The sequence below is a fragment of the Pseudomonas sp. S2_H01 genome (genome assembly GCF_054668305.1).
Genome location: NZ_CP162756.1, coordinates 1,018,401 through 1,040,021, shown reverse-complemented (window position 1 = coordinate 1,040,021; position 21,621 = coordinate 1,018,401). Strand labels below are relative to the sequence as shown.

The 21,621-nt window shown below is 60.5% G+C and carries 21 protein-coding genes; 14 read left to right on the top strand and 7 right to left on the bottom strand.

The genetic code is table 11. The features are described 5' to 3' along the window. The first annotated feature begins 21 nt into the window (after positions 1-21). The 4 genes from AB4N84_RS04660 to AB4N84_RS04645 all read left to right on the top strand — a co-directional run bounded on the left by AB4N84_RS04660 (position 22) and on the right by AB4N84_RS04645 (position 3,377). Positions 22-579 carry a hypothetical protein gene (locus tag AB4N84_RS04660; protein ID WP_074752771.1) on the top strand — a complete coding sequence of 186 codons (558 nt, stop codon included), beginning with the start codon at positions 22-24 and terminating at the stop codon, positions 577-579. Positions 580-607: 28 nt separating this feature from the next. Then, complete coding sequence (locus AB4N84_RS04655; protein ID WP_074752770.1) at positions 608-1,885, top strand: flavohemoglobin expression-modulating QEGLA motif protein; 1,278 nt, start codon at positions 608-610, stop codon at positions 1,883-1,885. 230 nt (positions 1,886-2,115) lie between these two features. Next, positions 2,116-3,054 carry an alpha/beta hydrolase gene (locus AB4N84_RS04650; RefSeq protein WP_074752769.1) on the top strand — a complete coding sequence of 313 codons (939 nt, stop codon included), beginning with the start codon at positions 2,116-2,118 and terminating at the stop codon, positions 3,052-3,054. Next, the gene (locus AB4N84_RS04645) at positions 3,051-3,377 is read left to right on the top strand and encodes a hypothetical protein (RefSeq protein WP_074752768.1); all 327 of its coding nucleotides are present in this window, start codon (positions 3,051-3,053) and stop codon (positions 3,375-3,377) included. The genes AB4N84_RS04650 and AB4N84_RS04645 overlap by 4 nt, the downstream gene beginning before the upstream one ends. A gap of 213 nt (positions 3,378-3,590) precedes the next feature. On the opposite strand, the gene AB4N84_RS04640 is transcribed toward AB4N84_RS04645, so the two are convergent. The 3 genes from AB4N84_RS04640 to AB4N84_RS04630 all read right to left on the bottom strand — a co-directional run bounded on the left by AB4N84_RS04640 (position 3,591) and on the right by AB4N84_RS04630 (position 5,474). Further along, positions 3,591-4,373, bottom strand: coding sequence for an OmpA family protein (locus AB4N84_RS04640; protein ID WP_074752767.1), 783 nt, complete (start codon positions 4,371-4,373; stop codon positions 3,591-3,593). A gap of 48 nt (positions 4,374-4,421) precedes the next feature. Then, positions 4,422-4,847, bottom strand: coding sequence for a DUF4398 domain-containing protein (locus AB4N84_RS04635; RefSeq protein ID WP_074752766.1), 426 nt, complete (start codon positions 4,845-4,847; stop codon positions 4,422-4,424). A gap of 282 nt (positions 4,848-5,129) precedes the next feature. Beyond that, on the bottom strand, positions 5,130-5,474 hold the full coding sequence (locus tag AB4N84_RS04630; RefSeq protein ID WP_074752765.1) for a pilin assembly protein: 345 nt from the start codon (positions 5,472-5,474) through the stop codon (positions 5,130-5,132). 233 nt (positions 5,475-5,707) lie between these two features. On the opposite strand from AB4N84_RS04630, the gene ppc reads away from it, so the two are divergent. From ppc to AB4N84_RS04600, 6 genes are all read left to right on the top strand, one after another. Next, positions 5,708-8,344 (top strand): phosphoenolpyruvate carboxylase, encoded by a 2,637-nt coding sequence (gene ppc, locus AB4N84_RS04625; protein ID WP_460045394.1) that lies wholly within the window; start codon positions 5,708-5,710, stop codon positions 8,342-8,344. A 283-nt stretch (positions 8,345-8,627) separates the two neighbouring features. Next, positions 8,628-9,275: an adenylate kinase gene (adk, locus tag AB4N84_RS04620; protein ID WP_460045393.1), complete on the top strand. Its 648-nt coding sequence runs from the start codon at positions 8,628-8,630 to the stop codon at positions 9,273-9,275. Positions 9,276-9,379: 104 nt separating this feature from the next. Further along, on the top strand, positions 9,380-10,054 hold the full coding sequence (gene tsaB / locus AB4N84_RS04615; RefSeq protein WP_460045392.1) for a tRNA (adenosine(37)-N6)-threonylcarbamoyltransferase complex dimerization subunit type 1 TsaB: 675 nt from the start codon (positions 9,380-9,382) through the stop codon (positions 10,052-10,054). Between the two features lie 328 nt (positions 10,055-10,382). Beyond that, a complete protein-coding gene (locus tag AB4N84_RS04610) occupies positions 10,383-10,673 on the top strand; it encodes a hypothetical protein (protein WP_074752761.1) in 291 nt (96 codons plus the stop codon). Next, entirely contained in the window at positions 10,670-11,542 is an 873-nt protein-coding gene (locus AB4N84_RS04605) for a DUF72 domain-containing protein (protein WP_460045391.1), read from the top strand. Before AB4N84_RS04610 ends, AB4N84_RS04605 begins: the two co-directional genes overlap by 4 nt. Before the next feature lie 42 nt (positions 11,543-11,584). Next, complete coding sequence (locus AB4N84_RS04600) at positions 11,585-12,283, top strand: extensin-like domain-containing protein (protein ID WP_460045390.1); 699 nt, start codon at positions 11,585-11,587, stop codon at positions 12,281-12,283. A 24-nt stretch (positions 12,284-12,307) separates the two neighbouring features. On the opposite strand, the gene AB4N84_RS04595 is transcribed toward AB4N84_RS04600, so the two are convergent. Then, positions 12,308-12,937: an energy transducer TonB gene (locus tag AB4N84_RS04595; protein ID WP_074752758.1), complete on the bottom strand. Its 630-nt coding sequence runs from the start codon at positions 12,935-12,937 to the stop codon at positions 12,308-12,310. Between the two features lie 98 nt (positions 12,938-13,035). On the opposite strand from AB4N84_RS04595, the gene AB4N84_RS04590 reads away from it, so the two are divergent. Then, positions 13,036-13,818 (top strand): class I SAM-dependent methyltransferase, encoded by a 783-nt coding sequence (locus tag AB4N84_RS04590; RefSeq protein ID WP_460045389.1) that lies wholly within the window; start codon positions 13,036-13,038, stop codon positions 13,816-13,818. Positions 13,819-13,935: 117 nt separating this feature from the next. Here AB4N84_RS04590 and AB4N84_RS04585 read toward each other — a convergent pair whose 3' ends face one another. Beyond that, positions 13,936-14,571: a TetR/AcrR family transcriptional regulator gene (locus AB4N84_RS04585; protein ID WP_074752756.1), complete on the bottom strand. Its 636-nt coding sequence runs from the start codon at positions 14,569-14,571 to the stop codon at positions 13,936-13,938. Positions 14,572-14,679: 108 nt separating this feature from the next. Between AB4N84_RS04585 and AB4N84_RS04580 the strand changes: the two genes are divergently transcribed. The 3 genes from AB4N84_RS04580 to AB4N84_RS04570 all read left to right on the top strand — a co-directional run bounded on the left by AB4N84_RS04580 (position 14,680) and on the right by AB4N84_RS04570 (position 19,569). Then, on the top strand, positions 14,680-15,780 hold the full coding sequence (locus AB4N84_RS04580; protein ID WP_460045388.1) for an efflux RND transporter periplasmic adaptor subunit: 1,101 nt from the start codon (positions 14,680-14,682) through the stop codon (positions 15,778-15,780). A 6-nt stretch (positions 15,781-15,786) separates the two neighbouring features. Then, positions 15,787-18,870, top strand: coding sequence for an efflux RND transporter permease subunit (locus AB4N84_RS04575; RefSeq protein ID WP_460045387.1), 3,084 nt, complete (start codon positions 15,787-15,789; stop codon positions 18,868-18,870). 132 nt (positions 18,871-19,002) lie between these two features. Continuing rightward, positions 19,003-19,569: a DUF4337 domain-containing protein gene (locus tag AB4N84_RS04570; RefSeq protein WP_460045386.1), complete on the top strand. Its 567-nt coding sequence runs from the start codon at positions 19,003-19,005 to the stop codon at positions 19,567-19,569. Between the two features lie 912 nt (positions 19,570-20,481). Here AB4N84_RS04570 and AB4N84_RS04565 read toward each other — a convergent pair. Together AB4N84_RS04565 and AB4N84_RS04560 are read right to left on the bottom strand one after the other, a co-directional pair. Next, a complete protein-coding gene (locus AB4N84_RS04565) occupies positions 20,482-21,171 on the bottom strand; it encodes a DUF4197 domain-containing protein (protein WP_460045384.1) in 690 nt (229 codons plus the stop codon). Between the two features lie 45 nt (positions 21,172-21,216). Continuing rightward, positions 21,217-21,615, bottom strand: coding sequence for a YbaY family lipoprotein (locus tag AB4N84_RS04560; protein WP_460045383.1), 399 nt, complete (start codon positions 21,613-21,615; stop codon positions 21,217-21,219). Positions 21,616-21,621: the final 6 nt, after the last annotated feature.

Sequence of the window (21,621 nt, the reverse complement as noted above, 5' to 3'; positions counted from 1 at the left end):
GGCTCACTTTCAGGAGAAGCGATGAAAGTCTGGAGCGTTTTGCTCGCCTTGTCGTTCGCGCTGTTGAGCGGATGCCTGGTGACTTTCAAGGACCCGATTCCCACGCGCGACACCGCGCCGCCGAAACTGCTCGGCACCTGGACCAGCAAAAACGCCTGGGGCGAGCCGCTGGAGCTGGAAATCAGCCGCGCCGGGGCCAATCAGTACAAGGCTGTCAGCTACCGCAAGGGGGATCGCAAGAACCGCGACGAGTACACCTTCACGGTGTCGCGCCATGGCAGCCGCTGGTACGTGTCGGCGGCGTTGCCTGAAAAGTACGGGGCCAATTACGTCATCGCCGGCTTCGACCTGGTCGACAACGATAACGCGGCCGACGAACTGGACGTCTATGACCTGGACCTGGAACGGATGCAGCAACTGATCGAGCAAAAGACCTTCGAAGGCCAGGCGATTGAAACCGAGAAGGGTGACGGCGTGTTGATCACCACCTCCATGGACAAGGTGTTCGCCTATCTGGACGACACCGCCAATTCCGACGTCTTTCTCAAAGCAGCTCAATATCAGCGCATGACCAAATAGCGCTAAAGGTCAATCAAAGGGGTACTGGGTGGACGATTACCAGCAGACCATTCGCACGCTGTCCGATCGTATCGTGTTCGCGCAAACGCCGATCCGGGTACTGGATGCGGTGAAGTGGGACGACAGCATCCGCAAGAATTTTCTTTCCGCCAAGGGCAAGCAAATGCCCGAGATCGATCGGGCCTACTACGAGAATCGCCCGTTGGGTTTTGACTCCGGCGCATTGAAACTGGAATTCCAGAACATCGAGCGCGACATTACCCGGCAACTGGGGCAGTTCAACCCGGTCGGGCAGATCATGCGGCGCATGTGCAAGGAGTACCGGATGGTCATCCGGATGCTCGAGGCCCGTGGCACACCGGATTTTGGCCTCATTTCCCAAGAGCTGTATGGCGCGGCGTCCGATGCGTTTCATGCCGGTGATCCGACGCTGGCCGACCTTGGCCTGATGCTGTCCGATTACCTGAACAACATCGCCGGGCGCGGCGACCTCAAGGACGAACCGAAGATTCTGACGGCGAAAGACGCGGTGGCCATGCTCCAAAGCCGGCTGAATCGCACCTTTGGCGAGGCTGAAGAAACCATCCGTGTGTTTGAGTCCGACGGTATCGTCGCGGACGCGGCGGCGGGCGCCGATTACATCAAGATCCGCAGCGACGCGATGTTCAACGAGCGTGACGTGCGGGCGCTGGAGGTCCACGAAGGCCTGGTGCACGTGGGCACCACGCTGAACGGTCAGAACCAGCCGATCTGCACCTTTCTTGCGAAAGGGCCGCCGTCGTCGACCGTGACCCAGGAGGGCCTGGCGATTCTGATGGAAGTCATCGGCTTCGCCTCCTACCCCAGCCGTCTGCGCAAACTGACCAACCGCACCCGTGCGATTCACATGGCCGAAGAGGGCGCGGATTTCCTGCAGGTGTTCGAGTTCTACCGTGAGCAGGGCTTCGGCATGCCTGAAAGCTACGGCAACGCCAGCCGTGTTTTCCGGGGCTCTGTGCCCAACGGTCTGCCGTTCACCAAGGACCTGTCCTACCTCAAGGGCTTCATCATGGTTTACAACTACATCCAGTTGGCCGTGAGAAAGGGCAAGCTGGAGCAGGTGCCGCTGCTGTTTTGCGGCAAGACCACGCTCGAAGACATGCGCACGTTGCGCCAGTTGGTGGACGAAGGGCTGGTGGTGCCGCCCAAATACCTGCCGGAGCAGTTCCGCGACATGAACGCGTTGTCGGCATGGATGTGCTTCTCCAACTTCCTGAACCATTTGAGCCTGGACCGGATCGAAGCGGATTACTCGAATATCCTTTGAGCGCCGAGCGTTTTCAAAAAACCGGCTTGGTGGCGAAGGTGCAAGAACAGCAAGATCAGTGCTGACCGATCTGGCACCCGCCCGGTAGGCGCTGGCTTGCTGGCGAACGCGTCAGTTCAACACCATCAGATTTGAATGACACACCGCATTTGCCAGCAAGCCGGCTCCTACAAAGGGTACAGCGATAAAAAGGCCTCCTCACACGGCGAAAAAACAAGGATGAAACCCGTTTGAAGCTCATCGTCACTCTCATCACGATCCTCTTTCTCGCCGGCTGCAGCGAACTGCTGTTCTACCCGGAGCGTGACGTCCCCCTCACCCCGGAAAAGGCCCACCTGCCGTACCGTGACCTGACGCTGACCACCGCCGACGGCACAAAACTCAATGCCTGGTTTCTGCCCGCGAAAGCCGGCGTTCCGGTCAAGGGCACGGTGCTGCACCTGCATGGCAACGGCGGGAACATGGCCTGGCACCTGAGCGGCAGCTATTGGCTTCCGGAGCAGGGCTATCAAGTGCTGTTGCTGGATTATCGCGGCTATGGCCATTCCGAAGGCGACCCCAGTCTGCCAGCGGTGTACCAGGACATCGACGCGGCGTTCGACTGGCTGAACAAGGCGCCGGAGGTGCAGGGCAAACCGCTGGTGGTGTTGGGGCAAAGCATTGGTGGCGCGCTGGGTGTGCATTACCTGTCCGAGCACCCGCAACAGCGTTCTCGGGTGAAAGCCTTGGTGCTCGACGGCGTGCCGGCCAGCTATCGCGAAGTGGCGCGCTACACGTTGAGCACGTCGTGGCTCACGTGGCCGTTCAAGCGGCCGTTGTCGTGGGTGATCCCCGACAGCGACAGCGCCATCAATGGTATTACGCAGCTCAAAGGCACACCGATGCTGCTGTTCCAGAGCCTCGACGATTCGCAGGTTCCGTTGCACAACGGCATCAGCCTGTATCAGTCCGCACCGTTGCCACGGGTCCTGCAACTGACGCGGGGGCCTCATGTGCAAACCTTCGAAGACCCGACCTGGCGTGAAGTCATGGTCCGGTATCTGGACGACCCGCAACACTTTAACGGCCTGCGGCGTCTGGCCGAGATCCCCAATTACCCTGATCCTGATGCGAGCAAGAAGACTTCCTCTGCGCCATCGGAAACGCAACCGGCAGAGAGTTCGAAATGAGTGACGAGCGTAATGTGATCCCGCAGATTCTGACTGGGATTGGCTGTATTTTTTTGACCGTCGGGACGCTGTGGTACTACGGGTATCTGCACTTCGCAAAGCCTGAGGATGCGTTGCAGTTGAGCGAATTCACGATGCTCAAGACGGTGCCGGGGGAGGACTACAAAGTCGCGCTGGAGCCGGCGCCGCAGGTGGCTCAGTGTATCGATGGGGTGATGGTGTTGTTCGATACCGCGCAGAAGGGGCTGACCGGAGTGTTGGTGAATGATCGCAAGCAGGCGGTGAGGTGCATGGGGCAGGAAACGCCGCAGAAGGTGCAGTGATTTTCTGATCGTACCCATGCTCCGCGTGGTAACGCATCGATTGACGCTCCGCGTCGACTTGGACGCAGAGCGTCTTGGACCGCGTCAACCTGATGCTTCTGCGTTGATTTTGCTTTTCCGTTTCCTTTTCCTGCCACAAAAAAAGGCCCCATCTGCATCCACAGACGGGGCCTTCTGACTCGCAGCGGCAATCAGATCACCGCATCAGCCCTATCACTGCATCGAAGAACGCGGTGCGACCGGCTGGTTATCGTTGGAAATGGTCACTTCCACACGACGGTTCATCGCACGGCCCGACGCGCTGGCGTTATCCGCCACCGGGTACTCCTTGCCATAACCCTGCGCAACGACACGGTCCATGGCCACGCCCATCTTCACCAGTGCCATGCGCACCGAGTTCGCGCGGCGCTCGGACAGCGACTGGTTGTAGGTCGCCGAACCGGTGCTGTCGGTGTAGCCCTCGACGATCACCTTGCGATCAGGGTTTTCCGACAGGAACTGCGCCAGCTTGTTCACGTTCACCAGGCCCGTCGATTTCAGCTCGGCCTTGTTCAGGTCAAACAATACGTCGCCAAAGGTCACCAGCGTACCGCGTTCGGTTTGCTTGGCGTTCAAGCTGTTCTGCAGTTGCTTGATCTGAGCATCGCGAGCATCCAGACGCGCCTGAGCACGTTGGGCCGATGCGTTTTTCAGATCGTTCTCAGCGGTCTTCAGGTTGATCGTCTGCTTGGCCAGTTCGACGCGCTGATTGGTCAGGTACGCCAGCTGATCAACTTTCTTTTCGTCGTCATGATTGCGATACGCGGCGTCTGCCTTGTCCAGCCATTCGCTGGCGTCCTTGGTTTCCAGCGCCGCCAATTGACTGGCTTTCGGATTGCTTTGCAGCGCCGAGTAGTTGGTCCGGGCTTGTTCCAGGTTCACGTTAGGTTGCGAGGAGCAGGCAGCCAGACCAACGCTCAGGGCCAGCAGGGCAGGGATCAGTACTTGTTTACGCATGATGGTTTCTTCCTTTAAATCAATGGCCAATGCATGAAAGGCGAAGGGTTACTGGCTGACCGGCTGAACCTGGCGCATGCCTTCTTCACGCAGTTCATTGACGCCCTGACGAGCATCCTGCACCGCTTTCTGAGCCTTGGCGGCCTGGGCCTTACGCTCAGCTACTCGAGCGTCCCATTCGGCTTGCTCGGCGTATTTGCGGGCTTCGTCGTATTTCTTTTCCTGCATGGCCAGTTCGGCTTGCTTGAACTTGTCCTGGGCAGATTTCATTTCCACCGCTGCGTACTCAGTACCGCCGGCGGTAACGGCTGCGTTCACCGCGGATTGGGTGACGGCGTATTGCTCGCTGGGCGGGTTGCCTGCGCAACCGGCGAGCAGGAAGCTGGTGCCCAGAGCCAGCGCGGCCAGTTTCAGCCCGCGCAGGCCGTTGAACGTGGTTTTGGCAGTGCTGATATTCATGGTGGTCAACTCCATTTTGAAACTCCTGAAAACACGATGTTTTCCATTTCAGTCAAGAGCCTGGCGGCTGGATGACAGGGTCATGTATCCGCTGCCATCTGTCGGCTTTTTCTGTAATGGCTAAATGCTCGGACCTGAGCAGTTTTTGAATAGTTCAGCGTTTTTTAGCCATCTGACTGAGTGGATTTCTACAAAGTGAGAAATTGACGTTGAAAAACTGGCACAAAAAAAGACGCGCCAGGCCCGTGCTGACGGGGTGGCGCGACTCTTTTCAAAGCGCTGAAAGCGACGTCGTAATCAGTGCTGCGGGTTGTCCTGCTGATCGGACAAATCCTGCAGAAAACGACGAGACAGGGCGAGGAAACGCGGTGTTGGGCCGACATCTTCGTAGAGCGGATCGCCTTCTTCATCGGTGGCGACCACGTGCGAACCCTTGATGTACGGAAAACTGGCTTCCAGCTCTTCCAGGGCGGCACCGATCAGCTCACCCATTAATTCTTCCGGGGTGCGCTTGGGGTACATTTCCGCCAGCGCGGCCAGCCGTGCAGCGGCTTCGACATCCAGATGAACCGCATAGCCGGTCTTGGTCAGACGACCCTTGGCGGTCTGTTCCCATTGTTTTGCGAGCTCACGGATTTTCATAAAGACCTCTTCGTACACCCGCGTGGTGGCGGGTTCAGGCGAATGTTCGAACCCTCGTGGGGTTCGCTGATGAGACTAGCTTGCTCCCGGCAGATGTGCGGCAAAGGGTTGCGCGCATGTATGAATTTGTCGCTCTATACACAGAGATAGAGGCAAAACTTACGCGGGCGTTCAGTTTCGAGTGATCGAACTGACTCAAGGCAGAACAAAAAAACGCTGAAGGAGAAGGCTGGATGGCTGATATCGATGCACGATTGCGCGAGGACGTTCACCTGCTGGGTGAGCTGTTGGGCAACACCATTCGTGATCAGCATGGGGCTGATTTTCTCGAGAAGATCGAGCGTATCCGCAAGAGCGCCAAGGCCGGTCGCCACGGCTCGACGCAAAGCACCGAGCAACTGAGCTCCAACCTTGAAAGCCTCGGTGAAGACGAACTGCTGCCAGTGGCACGGGCCTTTAACCAGTTCTTGAACCTGGCCAACATCGCCGAGCAGTACCAGCTCATTCATCGCCGCGATGACAGCAAGCCGCAACCCTTCGAGTCGCGCGTGCTGCCGGAATTGCTGGAGCGTCTCAAGCAGTCCGGACAATCCTCCGAAGCCCTGGCCCGCCAGCTTGGGAAGCTGGAAATCGAGCTGGTACTGACCGCTCACCCCACCGAAGTCGCCCGCCGGACCTTGATCCAGAAATACGACGCCATCGCCGCGCAGCTCGCCGCCCTCGACCATCGCGACCTGAATCGCCTTGAGCGCGAACAGATCACCGAAAGGCTGCAACGCTTGATCGCTGAAGCCTGGCACACCGAAGAGATCCGCCGCATTCGACCCACGCCGGTGGACGAAGCGAAGTGGGGCTTTGCCGTTATCGAAAACTCGCTGTGGCAGGCCATTCCCAACTACCTGCGTAAAGCCGATCACGCCTTGCATGCCGCGACGGGCCTGCATTTGCCACTGGAAGCCGCGCCGATTCGCTTCGCCTCATGGATGGGCGGTGACCGGGATGGCAACCCGAATGTCACGGCTGCCGTCACCCGCGAAGTGCTGTTGCTCGCGCGCTGGATGGCGGCGGATCTCTACCTGCGAGACGTCGATCAACTCGCGGCTGAGCTGTCGATGCAGCAGGCCAGCCCGGCGCTGATGGCGGCGTCGGGAGACAGTGCCGAACCCTACCGCAGCGTGCTGAAACAACTCCGCGAACGGCTGCGCGCCACCCGTAACTGGGCGCATGCCTCGTTGAGCGTGACGCAGCCAGCGCCTGAAGGTGTGCTGCACAACAATCGCGACCTGCTGGATCCGTTGCAGCTGTGTTTTCAGTCGCTGCACGCGTGCGGCATGGGCGTGATCGCGGACGGCCCGCTGCTGGACTGCCTGCGCCGCGCGGTGACGTTCGGCCTGTTTCTGGTCAAGCTCGATGTGCGTCAGGACTCCACGCGGCACAGCTCGGCGATGACCGAAATCACTGATTATCTGGGGCTCGGGCGCTATAACGAGTGGGACGAAAACGCGCGTATCGAGTTTCTGTTGCGTGAGCTGAGCAACAAGCGCCCGCTGCTGCCCGCGCATTTCAAACCCGCCGCCGAAACCGCCGAGGTACTGGCGACCTGTCGGGAGGTGGCCGCTGCGCCTGCGGCATCGCTGGGGTCATACGTCATCTCCATGGCCGGTGCGGCGTCCGATGTGCTGGCCGTACAACTGCTGTTGAAAGAAGCCGGACTGCAGCGCCCGATGCGCGTGGTGCCGTTGTTCGAAACCTTGGCCGACCTGGATAACGCCGGGCCGGTGATCGAGCACCTGCTCAGCCTGCCGGGCTATCGCCTGCGCTTGCACGGCCCGCAGGAAGTCATGATCGGTTACTCCGATTCGGCCAAGGATGCGGGCACAACAGCCGCCGCCTGGGCACAGTACCGGGCGCAGGAAAAACTGGTGGAGATCTGCCGTGCGCAGCAGGTTGAATTGCTGCTGTTCCATGGCCGCGGTGGCACGGTCGGACGGGGTGGTGGTCCCGCTCACGCGGCGATTCTGTCCCAGCCGCCAGGCTCGGTTGCCGGGCGTTTCCGCACCACCGAGCAGGGCGAGATGATCCGCTTCAAGTTCGGCCTGCCGGACATCGCCGAACAGAACCTCAACCTCTACCTCGCGGCCGTGCTTGAAGCAACGCTGCAACCGCCGCCGATGCCCGAACCCGCCTGGCGCACGATGATGGATGAGCTGGCGGCGGATGGTGTCAACGCGTACCGCGCCGTGGTGCGTGAAAACCCTGAGTTCGTCGAGTATTTTCGCCAAGCAACGCCTGAACAGGAGCTCGGTCGCCTGCCGTTGGGCAGTCGACCGGCCAAGCGTCGGGAGGGTGGCGTCGAGAGCTTGCGGGCAATTCCGTGGATCTTCGCCTGGACCCAGACACGCTTGATGCTCCCTGCATGGTTGGGCTGGGAAGACGCGCTGAGCAAGGCGCTCGAACGTGGCGAAGGCGCGCTTCTGGCGCAGATGCGTGAGCAGTGGCCTTTTTTCCGCACGCGGATCGACATGCTGGAGATGGTACTCGCCAAGGCCGACAGTGATATCGCGCAACTCTACGACGAACGTCTGGTAGAACCGGGGCTGCAGCATTTAGGTGCACATTTGCGCGACCTATTGTCGCAGGCGTGCAGCGTGGTGTTGGGGTTGACCGGCCAGTCGCAGTTGCTGGCGCACAGTCCTGAAACCCTGGAATTCATCAGCCTGCGCAACACCTACCTCGATCCGCTTCATCTATTACAAGCCGAGTTGCTGGCGCGGTCCCGTGTTCAGGACGCGAGTCTGGACAGTCCTTTGGTACAGGCTCTGTTGGTGTCTGTCGCAGGCATTGCCGCCGGTTTGCGCAACACCGGCTAAGGTGAGATTGCCCCCGCGGATGAAGGTGCAAGCCTTCATCTCGCGGCGTGCGGGTGATCGGCGAGGGCGCATTGCTTTAAAGTTGCGCCAGGTCATACCCGCCTGCCAATCGTTGCCAAGCTACTGGTTTATCGCCGGTTACTGCGACTTTTGGCGTCTTGTGCGGTATGAATCGGCTGTGTATCTTGATCAGCCTTTGGCCGTTGGGTCAGTTAATTTTTTTGTGATTGGCCCCATTTAGGCGAATCCGACGAAATCTCTATAAAAATTGAGGAGCACAACAATGCGCGTGATTCTGCTGGGAGCTCCCGGGGCCGGTAAAGGTACTCAGGCAACGTTCATTACCAAGCAATTCGACATCCCGCAAATCTCCACCGGTGACATGCTGCGCGCAGCCGTCAAGGCGGGGACTGAACTGGGTCTGAAGGCCAAAAGCGTGATGGACAGCGGCGGTCTGGTTTCCGACGACCTGATCATCGGTCTGATCAAGGATCGCCTGTCGCAGCCTGACTGCACCAACGGCTGCCTGTTCGACGGTTTCCCGCGCACCATTCCTCAGGCTGAAGCGCTGAAAAACGCGGGCCTGGCGATCGACCACGTCGTAGAGATCAAGGTCGACGACGAAGAAATCGTCCAGCGCATTTCCGGCCGTCGCGTGCACGAAGGTTCGGGCCGCGTTTACCACACCATCCACAACCCGCCGAAAGTCGAAGGCCTGGATGATGTGACGGGCGAGCCGCTGGTTCAGCGCAAAGACGACGTCGAAGAAACCGTGCGTCATCGCCTGTCGGTCTACCACGCGCAGACCGAGCCTCTGGTCGAGTTCTACAAGAAGCTCGAAGAGAAGGACGGCACGCCGAAGTTCAGCAGCATCCCGGGTGTCGGTTCGGTCGAGCAGATCACCTCGAAAGTGAAGGAAGCACTGGCCTGATTCTTTGATCGGTGCAGTGAACAACGGCCCGCTTGCGGGCCGTTGTTGTTTATAATGCGGCACGTTTTTGTCTAACCCTCTTTTGCACAACCGTGGAAAACCCGATGACGACCCTGCTGGCCCTGGACACCGCCACTGAAGCCTGCTCAGTTGCTTTGCTGCACGACGGCAAAGTGCTGACTCACTACGAGGTGATCCCGCGCCTGCACGCGCAGAAACTGTTGCCGATGATCAAGGACTTGCTGGCCGAAGCGGGTATCGGCCTGTCGGCGCTGGACGCCATTGCGTTCGGTCGCGGGCCGGGTGCCTTCACCGGCGTGCGTATCGCCATCGGCGTGGTGCAGGGGCTGGCGTTTGGACTCGATCGTCCGGTGCTCCCCGTGTCCAACCTGGCCGTACTGGCACAGCGAGCGTTTCGTGAGCATGGCGTCCGCCAGGTCGCGTCGGCCATCGATGCGCGGATGGATGAGGTGTATTGGGGTTGCTATCGCGAAACCGACGGTGAAATGAGGCTGGTCGGCGAAGAGGCGGTGATGCCGCCGGAGCAGGCCGCCTTGCCTGCCGATGCGTCGGGAGACTGGTTCGGAGCGGGCACGGGCTGGGGTTATGCCGAGCGCCTCCCGGTGGCGGTGTCCGCTCAGGATGCCGGCATGTTGCCGCACGCTCAGGACTTGCTGACGCTTGCGACGTACTCCTGGCAGCGAGGCGAGGCCATCGTTGCTGACGACGCACAGCCGGTTTACTTGCGTGACAAAGTGGCGACGCCCAAGGCGCGTTGAACACGAGTGCGTGCATCAACTCGGACTCTGTAGGAGACGTCCGAGGTTACGAGGGTATGGGCCGCACTTCGGACGAACGCGGCCCGCAACACGCCGCTTCCCGCAACTCTTCTGTTCTTGCGCTAATAATGCGCGCTGTTCGAACGGCAAACACGCTCGATCTGCGACCCAAGTCACAGCGTTCGCTACCGTTCGGCGACAAATGTTCATTTTCTGCTCGGTGGATTTAAACGTTTTGTAATAACTGTGGTCTAGTTATCGTTCGCGAGTTTGCTTAAGTGCGTTCCGTGAGATTAAATTGCCACTACAAGACGCCGAGTAAGCATCGATGCGGATTAATGGTCCTTCACAACGTTCGTACCCGATAAAACGCAAGCCGCGCAAAGGCTCGGCGACGATCGACAACGCCTCTGAAGAAGTGATCGACGATGCTGAAGTCATTCCTCAATCGTCGCGTCGTCAGACCGGCAGCACCGCCAACGTGCCTGCTCGCCAGCAAGACATCATTTTCCCTCGTGCCATGAGCACCCGTGTTGCCCACGCGCTGAGCAGCTACCTGACGACGTCCACCTTCGTCGATTGGGATCTTGAGGTCTCGGGGCTCGACCTTCACGTTTGAACGTCGTCAACCCGCCTTACTACATCGGTTGCCCGTCCTGGAGCGAGAACGCCTGGCGTCAGTCGTTGTACCCGGACGATGCGCGCAGCACTGATTTTCTCGAGCTTTACGCTCAAGTCTTCAACGCCGTTGAAGGCAACACCACGTTCTATGCGCGCCCGGCGGCCACCACCGTGCTGCGCTGGGCGCAGGTCCTCCCTGAGCATTTTCGTTTCACCGCCAAATTTCCCGGCGACATCAGCCATGCGGGTGATCTGCGCGAGCACCTCACCTCGGCCGCGGATTTCCTGACGCTGCTGGCGCCGCTCGGCGAGCGCGTTCAACCGTTGTGGTTGCAGCTTCCCGCGAGCTTCACCCCGAACCGGCTGGGTGAACTGGCGACGTTCATCGAAGCGCTCGAGGGTCGGTCGCTGGCGGTGGAAGTGCGAAACATGGCGTTCTTCAATAAAGGCGAAGAAGAGCGGATGCTCAATCGCCTGCTGCTCGACCGTGGCGTGGAGCGTATTTGCCTGGATTCGCGGCCGCTGTTCAGCTGTATCTCCAACGATCCGGCCGTCCTGCATGCGCAATCGAAAAAGCCGAAAGTCCCGCCACGTCCTGCTGCGTTGACGCAATTTCCCCAAGTGCGGTTTATCGGGCGTCCGGAGCTGGAGGCTAACGACAGTTTTGTCGAGCAGTGGGCGCAGAAAGTCGCCGGATGGATCGAGGAAGGGCGCACGCCGTATGTCTTCCTGCACACCCCGGACAACATTCAGGCCCCAGACCTTGCACGACGTTTCCATCGGCAATTGATGACATTGCTGCCGGGCTTGCCTGAATTGCCGGAACTGGATCGTGGGCCGCACGTGGAGCAACTCGGCCTGCTGTGAGGTCGATAGGGTGGACGCTCTCACTCTCTGGACACGTTGCCCATGCGCGGTTCGACTGTTTTCCTCGCTTTGTTGCTGATCTGCGCCGGGACCGTTTTTTCGGTCTGGCGGGGTTGGCTGGACGTGCCCGGGCGCTGGAACCCTTGGGCCCCGCTCGATGTACGTGAGCCGCCAAACCTTCTGACCTCTTTCAAGCTTTGGCGATTGCAGGAGGACCCCTCGCTCTGCGATCAGGCATTACAGACCTCGACACTGCGTTACGCCCATCAGGCCGACAGCGCCCCGGATGCCAAATGCCCGTTGAACGATAGCTTGCGTATCCAGGGCGGTGACGTCGCGCTAAGCAGCAGTTTCCTCTCCAGTTGTCGGCTGGCCGTGGCCTACGCGCTGTTTGATGTTCACGCGCTGCAACCGGCGGCGCAGACGGTGTTCGGGCAGAAGGTCGTCCAGATCGATCACCTGGGAAGCTTCGCCTGTCGCAATGTTTATAACCGTAGCGAGGGCAGACTCAGCCAGCACGCGTCGGCGAATGCGCTGGACATCGCAGGGTTTCGCCTGGCGGACGGGAGGCGGATTTCAGTGCTGAAGGACTGGAAAGACGACGGCGCCAACGGGCAGTTTCTGAGGCTTGTAAGGGATGAAGCCTGCAAGCAGTTCAACACCGTCCTCGGCCCGGACTACAACGCGGCGCATCGGAATCACTTTCACGTGGACATGGGGCGCTGGCAGGTTTGTCGTTGAATGGCACCGGAGCGCGAAGATTCGTCAGGCGGCGATACGCAGGTTCTGCAACACAATCGGGCGCGCCCAGCCATTGTCGAACGCCAGATTGCGCTGTTGTTCGGTCATTTCTTCGGGGCTGAACGGCGTGGCGGGTTTGTCGGCCAGGTCCCATTCGAACTCGGCGATGGGCAGGAACAGCGGGCGTGGCTGAGGGCCGGGACCGGGTTCGACGCTGTCGTCGTACGGGTTGAGTACGGTTGGACGCACCCAACTGCTGTCGAATTCCAGATTGCGCTGTTGCTCGATCAGTTCGCTGGCGCTGAACGGCACAGCGGGCTTGTCGGCCAGGTCCCACTCGAATTCGGCGATGGGGAGAAACAAAGGCTCCGGCGGGGCGATTTCCTTGTCCTCGACCGGGCAGGCGCGCTGTTCGACAATTTTGCTCAGGGTCTTGGCACCGGCAATCGGTTCGCCAGTCATGCTGTCCGTTGCCGCGACGACGCTGTAGGCCGGGGCAGTGCCGGCGTTATCGTCCACCTGCTGAGCCATGGCACGGGCAAACGCATCCTGCCAGAGCTGCGTGACGCCGCTCAGGGTCTCGGTATTGCGTACGCTGTAGTCGCCTGCGTACGTCAAATAACCTATGGAGGATGTTTGCTGAATGTCTGACATAAGCGCTCAGTACATGCCGTGGCTCTGGCAAAATGCCGGATACATTCGTTATCGGCAGATGTTGCCAATCATTAAGAAAATTTGAGCGTGTGGAAACGATGAACGAGCAACAGGCGGGCAGCCGCATCCGGGTTGAAGCCCTGACCCCTGACTCTCAGGAAAAGGCTGCGCAGTGGGCCAGACGTCTTGGCTTGCCGCACGAGGATGCCGAGGCCGATTTCGCGTTGCAGGTCAGCGACGACGGCCTGCAATTGCAGCAGTTGGGTGACGACGCGCCGGGGCCGGTCCGCGTGGACTTCGTCGAAGGCAAGGCGGCCCATCGGCGTCTGTTCGGCGGCGGCAGCGGGCAGATGATCGCCAAGGCCGTCGGCATCCAGCCAGGCGTTCGCCCTCGTGTGCTGGATGCGACGGCGGGAATGGGCAAGGATGCGTTCGTGCTGGCGAGCCTGGGGTGTGAAATGAGTCTGATCGAACGTCAGCCGATCATTGCCGCGTTGCTCGAAGACGGGCTGGCGCGGGGATCTCAGGACCTGGAAGTGGGCGGCATCATTGGCCAGATGCGTCTGCTGACGGGCAATTCCATCGAGCTGATGCGCAACTGGCAAGGTGAGCCACCGCAGGTGATCTATGTCGACCCGATGTTCCCTCACCGTGAGAAAACGGCGCTAGTGAAGAAGGAAATGCGACTGTTCCGGCCGCTGGTGGGCGATGACATGGACGCTCCGGCCTTGCTGGAAGCCGCTCTGGCGCTGGCCACCCACCGTGTGGTCGTCAAACGCCCGCGCAAGGCGCCGTGCATTGAGGGCCTAAAGCCCAGCTATGCACTGGACGGGAAGTCCAGCCGGTACGACATCTATCCGAAGAAGGCGTTGAAGCCGTAATCCGCACTTCCAGTGATCTGTAGGAGCGCGCTTGCCCGCGACTGCGGTACGTCAGAGCCAGAAGTGGAGACTGACACACTGCTTCGCGGGCAAGCGCGCTCCTACAACGGTCAGTGCCTATTCGGCCCGATACGCCTTCAAAAACAACGCCACCACTTCCCGGACATGCTGTTCACCGGTCTGTTCATCCGGCACGCCGCCGTTGCCAATCAGCAGGCGGAAATTGCACACGCCTTTGATCAAGCTCAGGAAATGCCCGGCGGCGCTGACCGGTGAATCGAAGTGCAATCCCTCCGTGTCGTTCACCCGCGTCAGAAAACGCTCCATCTCATGCAGGATGCGCTGGGGGCCTGCCTCGAAGAAAACCTGCGAAAGCGCGGTGTCCTGAGTGCCCAAGGCGATCATCAACCGGTGCAACTCAATCGACTCGGGGCTGTTGATCAGCGTCTGAAATCCCCTCGCAATACCCAGCAATACTTTTTCCAAGGGTTCCGCGGTGCCCACGTCGACGAACAGCTCGGGAAGCTGCTCCTCACACCGTGCCACCACGGCGGCGGAAAACAGCGTCTCCTTGTCATTGAAATGGCTATAGACGGTGAGCTTGGAGACCCCGGCTTCAGCGGCCACCGCGTCCATGCTTGTGCTCGCATAACCATTGCGCACGAACAGGTCTTTCGCGGCGTCGAGGATCGCCTTGCGCTTGGTCAGATCCTTCGGGCGACCGGGGCCGGTGGTGGATGTCGCGTCGGTCATTCGTTCTTCAGGCATAGGTGTTTTATTAGTGGACTGTTCAGTTCGGTAATTTTTAATATACTCGCCAGTACAATTATTCCAAGCCCTCACTTGCCAAGGTGCCACACCATGTTTCGCGATGCTTTGCTCCTCGTCGTGCCCATCAGCCTGGTGTCATTGCTGGCAGGTTGCGGTCAGGAAGTATCCGTCCCCGCCACCGTGCGTCCGGCCATGGTAGTGCAACCTGTCCCCTCATCCCAATCGATGGACAGCTATCCCGGTGAAGTCCGCGCCCGCTTCGAGCCGGAACTTGCGTTTCGTATTCCCGGCAAAGTCAGCAAACGGTGGGTCGAAGAGGGCGAACGCGTGAAAGCCAATCAGCCGCTGGCAGAGCTGGACGCTCAGGACGTGCGCCTCCAGCTGGACGCCACCCGCGCGCAAGTCGCCGCCGCCGAAGCGAATCTGCAGATGGTCCGCTCCGAGCGTGACCGTTACAAGACGCTGATGGAACGGCAGATGGTCAGCAAATCCCAGTACGACAACGCCGAAAACCTGTATCGCGCCGGCGATGCTCGCCTGCGCCAGCTCAAGGCCGAGTTCACGGTCGCCGACAATCAGACCGGTTATGCCGTGCTGCGTGCGTCGCAGGACGGGGTCATTGCCAAGCGCCTGGTGGAAGTCGGGCAGGTCGTGGCGGCCGGGCAAACGGTGTTCACCCTGGCGGCCGATGGCGAGCGGGAAGTGTCGATCAGCTTGCCCGAACAGAACTACGGACGTTTCAAGATCGGCGATCCGGTCTCGGTGGAGTTGTGGACGCAGCGTGAGCAACGGTTTCCGGGGCGCATTCGTGAACTGTCCCCCGCGGCCGATCCCCGTTCGCGAACCTTTGCGGCGCGCATCGCCTTCGCCGGTGGCAAGGTGCCTGCCGAGCTTGGCCAGAGCGCACGGGTGTTCATTGCCTCCGAGCACAACGTGCCACTGTCGGTGCCGCTGTCTGCGCTGACCGCCGAGAATGGCGTGACCTACGTCTGGCGGCTGCAAGGTGACAACACCCTCAAGCGCACCCCTGTACAGGTGGGCGCATACGGTGAGGAGTCGGTGCCGGTGTTGAGTGGCCTGCAAGCCAGTGACTGGGTGGTGGCCGCCGGTGTTCATGTGCTGCACGACGGGGAGCAGGTTCGTCCGGTCGATCGCAGCAATCGAGCGGTGAAGCTGGCGGCGAAGGAGTAAGCACGGATGCGTTTCAATCTTTCCGAATGGGCGCTGCGCAACCGCCAGATGGTCTTGTACCTGATGATTCTTCTGGCTGTGGTCGGTGCGTTGTCTTACACCAAGCTGGGGCAGAGCGAAGATCCGCCGTTCACCTTCAAAGCCATGGTCATTCGCACGCTCTGGCCCGGCGCCAGTGCCGAGGAAGTGGCGCGTCAGGTCACGGACCGCGTCGAAAAGAAGCTGATGGAAACGGGCGACTACGAGCGCATCGTCTCGTTCTCGCGGCCCGGCGAGTCTCAGGTCACGTTCATGGCGCGCGACTCGCTGGTGTCGGCCAAGTTGCCAGAGCTCTGGTATCAGATCCGCAAGAAGATCGGGGACATTCGCCAGACCCTGCCCGCCGGTGTCCAAGGCCCGTTTTTCAACGATGAGTTCGGCACCACCTTCGGCAATATCTATGCGCTGACAGGCGAAGGGTTCGATTACGCGGTGCTCAAGGATTACGCCGACCGCATCCAGATCCAGCTTCAGCGGGTCAAGGACGTTGGCAAGGTCGAGTTGGTCGGCCTGCAGGACGAGAAGATCTGGATCGAGCTGTCCAACGTCAAGCTCGCGACCCTCGGCTTGCCGCTGCAAGCCGTGCAGCAAGCCCTGGAAGCGCAGAACGCGGTGGTGGCCGCGAGCTTTTTCGAGACGCCAAGCGAACGCGTTCAGCTGCGTGTAACCGGGCGCTTCCAGACCGTCGATGAGATTCGCGATTTCCCGATCCGCGTCGGCGATCGGACGTTGCGCATCAGCGATCTGGCCGATGTGCGCCGGGGCTTCAACGACCCGCCCGCGCCACGCATGCGCTTCATGGGGCAGGACGCCATTGGCCTCGCGGTCGCCATGAAAGACGGCGGCGACATCCTCGTGCTGGGCAAGGCCCTGGAAGGTGAGTTCGCCCGTTTGCAACGCAACCTGCCGGCCGGCATGGAACTGCGCAAGGTGTCTGACCAGCCCGCCGCTGTGAAGACCGGCGTCGGTGAGTTCGTTCAGGTGCTCGCCGAAGCGCTGGGCATCGTGTTGCTGGTGAGCTTCTTCTCCCTCGGCGTGCGCACCGGCATGGTCGTGGCGTTGGCGATCCCGGTGGTGCTGGCGATCACGTTCGCCTGCATGTATTACCTGGGAATCGGCCTGCACAAGATTTCCCTCGGCGCGTTGGTCCTGGCGCTGGGGTTGCTGGTGGACGACGCGATCATTGCCGTGGAAATGATGGCGATCAAGATGGAGCAGGGCTACGACAGGCTCAAGGCCGCGAGCTTTGCCTGGACCAGCACGGCCTTTCCGATGCTCACCGGCACGCTGATCACGGCGGCAGGCTTTCTGCCGATCGCCACAGCGCAGTCGAGCACGGGGGAGTACACCCGCTCGATCTTTCAGGTGGTGACCATCGCCTTGATCGCGTCGTGGGTGGCGGCCGTGGTGTTCGTGCCTTATCTGGGTGACCGGCTGTTGCCGGACCTGGCCAAGCGTCATGCGTCCCGACATGGCGCCGGTTCAGCAGCGCCGGACCCTTACGGCACGCCGTTCTATAAGCGGGTCCGCGCGTTGGTGGGCTGGTGTGTACGCCGTCGCAAGACCGTGATCGTGCTGACCATCAGCCTGTTCGTGCTGTCGATTGTCATGTTCCGTTTCGTGCCTCAGCAGTTCTTCCCGGCCTCGGGTCGGCTGGAGCTGATGGTCGACCTGAAACTTGCCGAAGGGGCTTCGTTGAGCAACACCACCGAGCAGGTGAAGCGTCTGGAAGCCATGATCAAGGACCACGCGGGCATCGAGAATTATGTGGCGTATGTGGGCACCGGTTCGCCGCGCTTTTACCTGCCGCTGGATCAGCAACTGCCTGCGGCCAGCTTTGCGCAGTTCGTGGTATTGGCCAAAACCATCGAAGACCGTGAGGCCCTGCGCACCTGGCTTATCCAGACGATGAACGAGCAATTCCCGATGCTGCGTCCTCGGGTGACGCGACTGGAGAACGGCCCGCCCGTGGGGTATCCGGTGCAGTTCCGGATCACCGGCGAGCACATCGACGAAGTCCGCGCACTGGCGCGCAAAGTGGCGGCCAAGGTTCGGGAAAACCCGCACGTGGTCAACGTGCACCTGGATTGGGAAGAGCCGAGCAAAGTCGTCTATCTCAATGTCGATCAGGACCGGGCGCGGGCGCTCGGCGTGACCACGGCCGATCTTTCGCGATTCCTGCAAAGTCAACTGACCGGCTCCAGCGTCAGCCAGTACCGCGAGGATGACGAGCTGATCGAGATTCTGCTGCGTGGCACCGAGCAGGAACGCCATGAGCTCGGCGGGCTGGCCAGCCTGGCAATCCCGACGGCAAACGGCAGCAGTGTCGCGTTGTCCCAGGTGGCGACGCTGGAGTACGGCTTCGAGGAAGGCATCATCTGGCACCGCAACCGCCTGCCGAACGTGAACATTCGCGCCGACATCTACGGCAAGGAGCAGCCGGCCACGCTGGTCAAACAGATCCTGCCGACACTCGACGAAGTCCGCGCGCAACTCCCCGACGGCTACCTGCTCGAGGTCGGCGGAACCGTGGAAGATTCGACCCGTGGCCAGAACTCGGTGAATGCCGGTGTGCCGCTGTTCATCGTCGTGGTCCTGACCTTGCTGATGATTCAGCTGCGCAGTTTCTCCCGCACCTTCATGGTGTTCCTGACGGCGCCGTTGGGCCTGATCGGCGTGACCTTGTTCCTGCTGATTTTCCGTCAGCCGTTCGGCTTCGTGGCCATGCTCGGCACCATCGCGCTGTCGGGCATGATCATGCGTAACTCGGTGATCCTGGTTGACCAGATCGAACAGGACATCGCTGCTGGTCTTGATCGCTGGCAAGCAATCATCGAAGCGACCGTGCGACGTTTCCGCCCGATCGTACTCACGGCGTTGGCGGCCGTGCTGGCGATGATCCCCTTGTCACGCAGCGTGTTCTTCGGCCCGATGGCGGTCGCGATCATGGGCGGCCTGATCGTCGCGACCGCCCTGACGCTGCTGTTTTTGCCGGCGTTGTACGCGGCCTGGTTCAGGGTGAGGAAGGGCGAGGGCGATTCCGCGGGCTGATAACTTTCTAATTGCTGAACAGAATCACTGCGCGGCTTCTCTGGCCTGGGGATATCCCCTATATTCGCCCCGGCCAGCTCCGGCTGCTCAAGCACTATCGGTTTCAACGTCTTTTCAGGCGCAAGAACGTCCATGTCCGAATCCTTCGAAGTCCCCAGCCCTAACGAACATCATGTCGAGCACGCGCACCGTTCTGGCGATCGTTTTGCCGGGAAGATTGCCGTCATGACGGCGATCATGGCCACGGTCGGCGCAATGCTCAGTTATCAGGCCGGCTCGACCGAGAGCGAGGCGGCGATGGACAAGAACAACGCGGCGATCAAAAAGACCGAGGCCTCTAATCAGTGGAATTACTACCAGGCGAAGTCGAGCCGGGAAAACCTTGCAGACCTGGCGAGCCACATTCCGGGTCTGGACGCGGCGCACTACACGGCAGAAGTGCAACGTTACAAAGCCGACAAGGAAGCCGCGCGCGCCAAGGCCGAGGCGCTTGAGGCTCAGGCGCAAGAGTGGGATGAGAAGTCCGAGCGTGTACTGCATTCTCACCATCGCTGGGCGCAGGCAATGATGACGATCCAGATGGCCATTTCGCTGGCGGCGATTACGTTGCTCACTCGCAAGGAGTGGTTGCAGAAGGTGTCGTACGGCGCGGGCGGGGTGAGCGTGGTGTTGGGGGTGATGGCCTGGCTGCACCTTTGATCTGGCTGTAGGTGCTGATGTTTTAGGTGCTGATGTTGGGTGTGTTTCTGTTGGCGCCAGTTGGGCTCTGGCTGACGCCAGATCTGTTTCGCCTTCGGCGAGTTACTTGATAACCCCAAGTAACCAAGGGTTGGCTCTTGGTTAGGCCCGACTTCGTCGGGTACCCGCACTCCGACGACGCTCCGTGGGCCCGCGCCGAACGGACATCCATGTCCTTGCGGCGCTCTCGCGGCATCCGTGCCGCTCGACCCACTCCGCGCCGTCTGCGTTTGGCCTGCACCCAAGTCGCGCTTTGCGGTGTCTGGACTATCGCGTACAAGAGCAACTCGGGCTGGAGCTCACGCTCTTCGCAATTTTGAATAGTGCATCAATCATCCGCACGCCACCCCAAACTGTAGGAGCGCGCTTGCCCGCGATCTGCCGGGAACCGGCAGCAAGACCTGTGCGTGCGGAGTGCCAGACATGATTGAGTCGCCTGATTTTGCTACCGCTGCGCGGTAGATCGCGGGCAAGCGCGCTCCTACAGGGACTGCGTCAGCCTGATATTTCAGCTACCGCTGCTGCTGTTGATTTTGCTCTTCGACATCAATGGTCCAGACACCACAAAACGCGACTTGGGTGCAGGCTGAACGCAGGCGACGCGCAGTGGGCCGAGCGGCATGGATGCCGCGAGAGCGCTGCCAGGACATGGATGTCCGTTCAGCGCGGGCCCACGGAGCGTCGTCGAAGTGAAGGAACCCGACGAAGTCGGGCCCAACCAGGAGCAGGGCCTTTTGGTTACTTTTTGGCTCTTGAAAAAGTAACTCGCCGAAGGCGAAACAGGTCTGGCGTTAGCCAGAACGTACCAGCGCCACCCGAAATAACGGATATACACCCGACCTAACAGCCGTCAAACAGAAGAACGCAAAGCGCTTAAAGCGCCCCAAACACCTTCTTCGCCAGACTCGTCGCCGCAGCCGCCGGATTCGCGCGGATGCTTTCTTCCTGCTTGGCGATCATCTCGAACAACCCGTCCAGCGCCTTCTCGGTGACATAACCTTCGACGTTCGCATCCTTGGCATCAACCACGCCCAGACTGGCCGCCTGACCGGCAAAGGCGTTGTATTTCTGCGCCAGACCCACTTTGTCGGTGGCCTGCTTCACGATCGGCAGGAACTTGGCGCGGATCTGCTCGCGGCTTGACTTGTTCAGGTACTGAGTAGCCGAATCCTTGCCGCCGCTCAGAATCCCCTTGGCATCCGACACGCTCATCTTCTTCACGGCATCGACCAACAGCGCCTGAGCCTGTGGCACGGCCGCTTCGGCCGCCTGGTTCATGCTGGTTTCCAACTGTTCCACCTGAGTGCCCATGCCCAGCATCTTCATCTTGCTTGCGACCTTGCCCAGCTTGCCCGGCAGTTCGATGCGCACGTCCTTGTTGTTGCTGAAACCGCCCGGCACGCCCAGTTGCTTGACGGCGATCTGTGCACCTTGGGTCAGCGCATCCTTCAGGCCGCCGGTAGCGTCCGATTGCGACAGGTCACTGAGCGACAGCGCAAAGGCACTGGCTGAAAGCATCAGGCCGGCGCAGAGGCCAGTGAGTGAAAGCGTGCGAAGCAGCATGGGTAACGTCCTTTTCAAAAAGAGAGAAAGCAGTGTGCGGCCGGCTTATCGGGCCGGGTTCAGGCGGATCTTCACCGGCGGTTTTTCTTCCAGTGTCAGGTCCACGGTGTAGCGCTCGGTACTGATCATCAGCAGCTTGCCGTCGACTTCGATGCGCGCGCTGACGGCGTAGGTGTGGCCCTGCTGAATCTGCTTCTGATCGTAGGTCAGGTGGAACGGCAACGGTACTTGCCCTTTGATCGGGCCTTTCTGGCTGGCCAGTGTCTGGGCCGGCGCATCGGCCAGCGACACGTCTTGAAGGGTGACCTGCAAGGTGGCGGTCGGCGGCAATGCCATCCGGTGCACGTAGAACACTTCGCCATCGACCGTGCCGGGCAGGTTGTCCGGGGCATGGGCGCACGCGGCGAGGACGGTGGTCATCAAGGTCAGCAGAAGGTGTTTCATCGGGTG

Excerpts from the sequence above, each read along its gene's own strand:
- AB4N84_RS04635 (WP_074752766.1), bottom strand. The coding sequence starts at position 4,847 with ATGGAGTTGACCACCATGAATATCAGCACTGCCAAAACCACGTTCAAC.
- AB4N84_RS04645 (WP_074752768.1), top strand. The coding sequence starts at position 3,051 with ATGAGTGACGAGCGTAATGTGATCCCGCAGATTCTGACTGGGATTGGC.
- AB4N84_RS04565 (WP_460045384.1), bottom strand. The coding sequence starts at position 21,171 with ATGCTGCTTCGCACGCTTTCACTCACTGGCCTCTGCGCCGGCCTGATG.
- tsaB (WP_460045392.1), top strand. The coding sequence starts at position 9,380 with ATGACGACCCTGCTGGCCCTGGACACCGCCACTGAAGCCTGCTCAGTT.
- ppc (WP_460045394.1), top strand. The coding sequence starts at position 5,708 with ATGGCTGATATCGATGCACGATTGCGCGAGGACGTTCACCTGCTGGGT.
- AB4N84_RS04640 (WP_074752767.1), bottom strand. The coding sequence starts at position 4,373 with ATGCGTAAACAAGTACTGATCCCTGCCCTGCTGGCCCTGAGCGTTGGT.
- AB4N84_RS04575 (WP_460045387.1), top strand. The coding sequence starts at position 15,787 with ATGCGTTTCAATCTTTCCGAATGGGCGCTGCGCAACCGCCAGATGGTC.
- AB4N84_RS04570 (WP_460045386.1), top strand. The coding sequence starts at position 19,003 with ATGTCCGAATCCTTCGAAGTCCCCAGCCCTAACGAACATCATGTCGAG.
- AB4N84_RS04630 (WP_074752765.1), bottom strand. The coding sequence starts at position 5,474 with ATGAAAATCCGTGAGCTCGCAAAACAATGGGAACAGACCGCCAAGGGT.
- AB4N84_RS04600 (WP_460045390.1), top strand. The coding sequence starts at position 11,585 with ATGCGCGGTTCGACTGTTTTCCTCGCTTTGTTGCTGATCTGCGCCGGG.
- AB4N84_RS04585 (WP_074752756.1), bottom strand. The coding sequence starts at position 14,571 with ATGACCGACGCGACATCCACCACCGGCCCCGGTCGCCCGAAGGATCTG.
- AB4N84_RS04580 (WP_460045388.1), top strand. The coding sequence starts at position 14,680 with ATGTTTCGCGATGCTTTGCTCCTCGTCGTGCCCATCAGCCTGGTGTCA.
- AB4N84_RS04595 (WP_074752758.1), bottom strand. The coding sequence starts at position 12,937 with ATGTCAGACATTCAGCAAACATCCTCCATAGGTTATTTGACGTACGCA.
- AB4N84_RS04560 (WP_460045383.1), bottom strand. The coding sequence starts at position 21,615 with ATGAAACACCTTCTGCTGACCTTGATGACCACCGTCCTCGCCGCGTGC.
- adk (WP_460045393.1), top strand. The coding sequence starts at position 8,628 with ATGCGCGTGATTCTGCTGGGAGCTCCCGGGGCCGGTAAAGGTACTCAG.
- AB4N84_RS04610 (WP_074752761.1), top strand. The coding sequence starts at position 10,383 with ATGCGGATTAATGGTCCTTCACAACGTTCGTACCCGATAAAACGCAAG.
- AB4N84_RS04590 (WP_460045389.1), top strand. The coding sequence starts at position 13,036 with ATGAACGAGCAACAGGCGGGCAGCCGCATCCGGGTTGAAGCCCTGACC.
- AB4N84_RS04660 (WP_074752771.1), top strand. The coding sequence starts at position 22 with ATGAAAGTCTGGAGCGTTTTGCTCGCCTTGTCGTTCGCGCTGTTGAGC.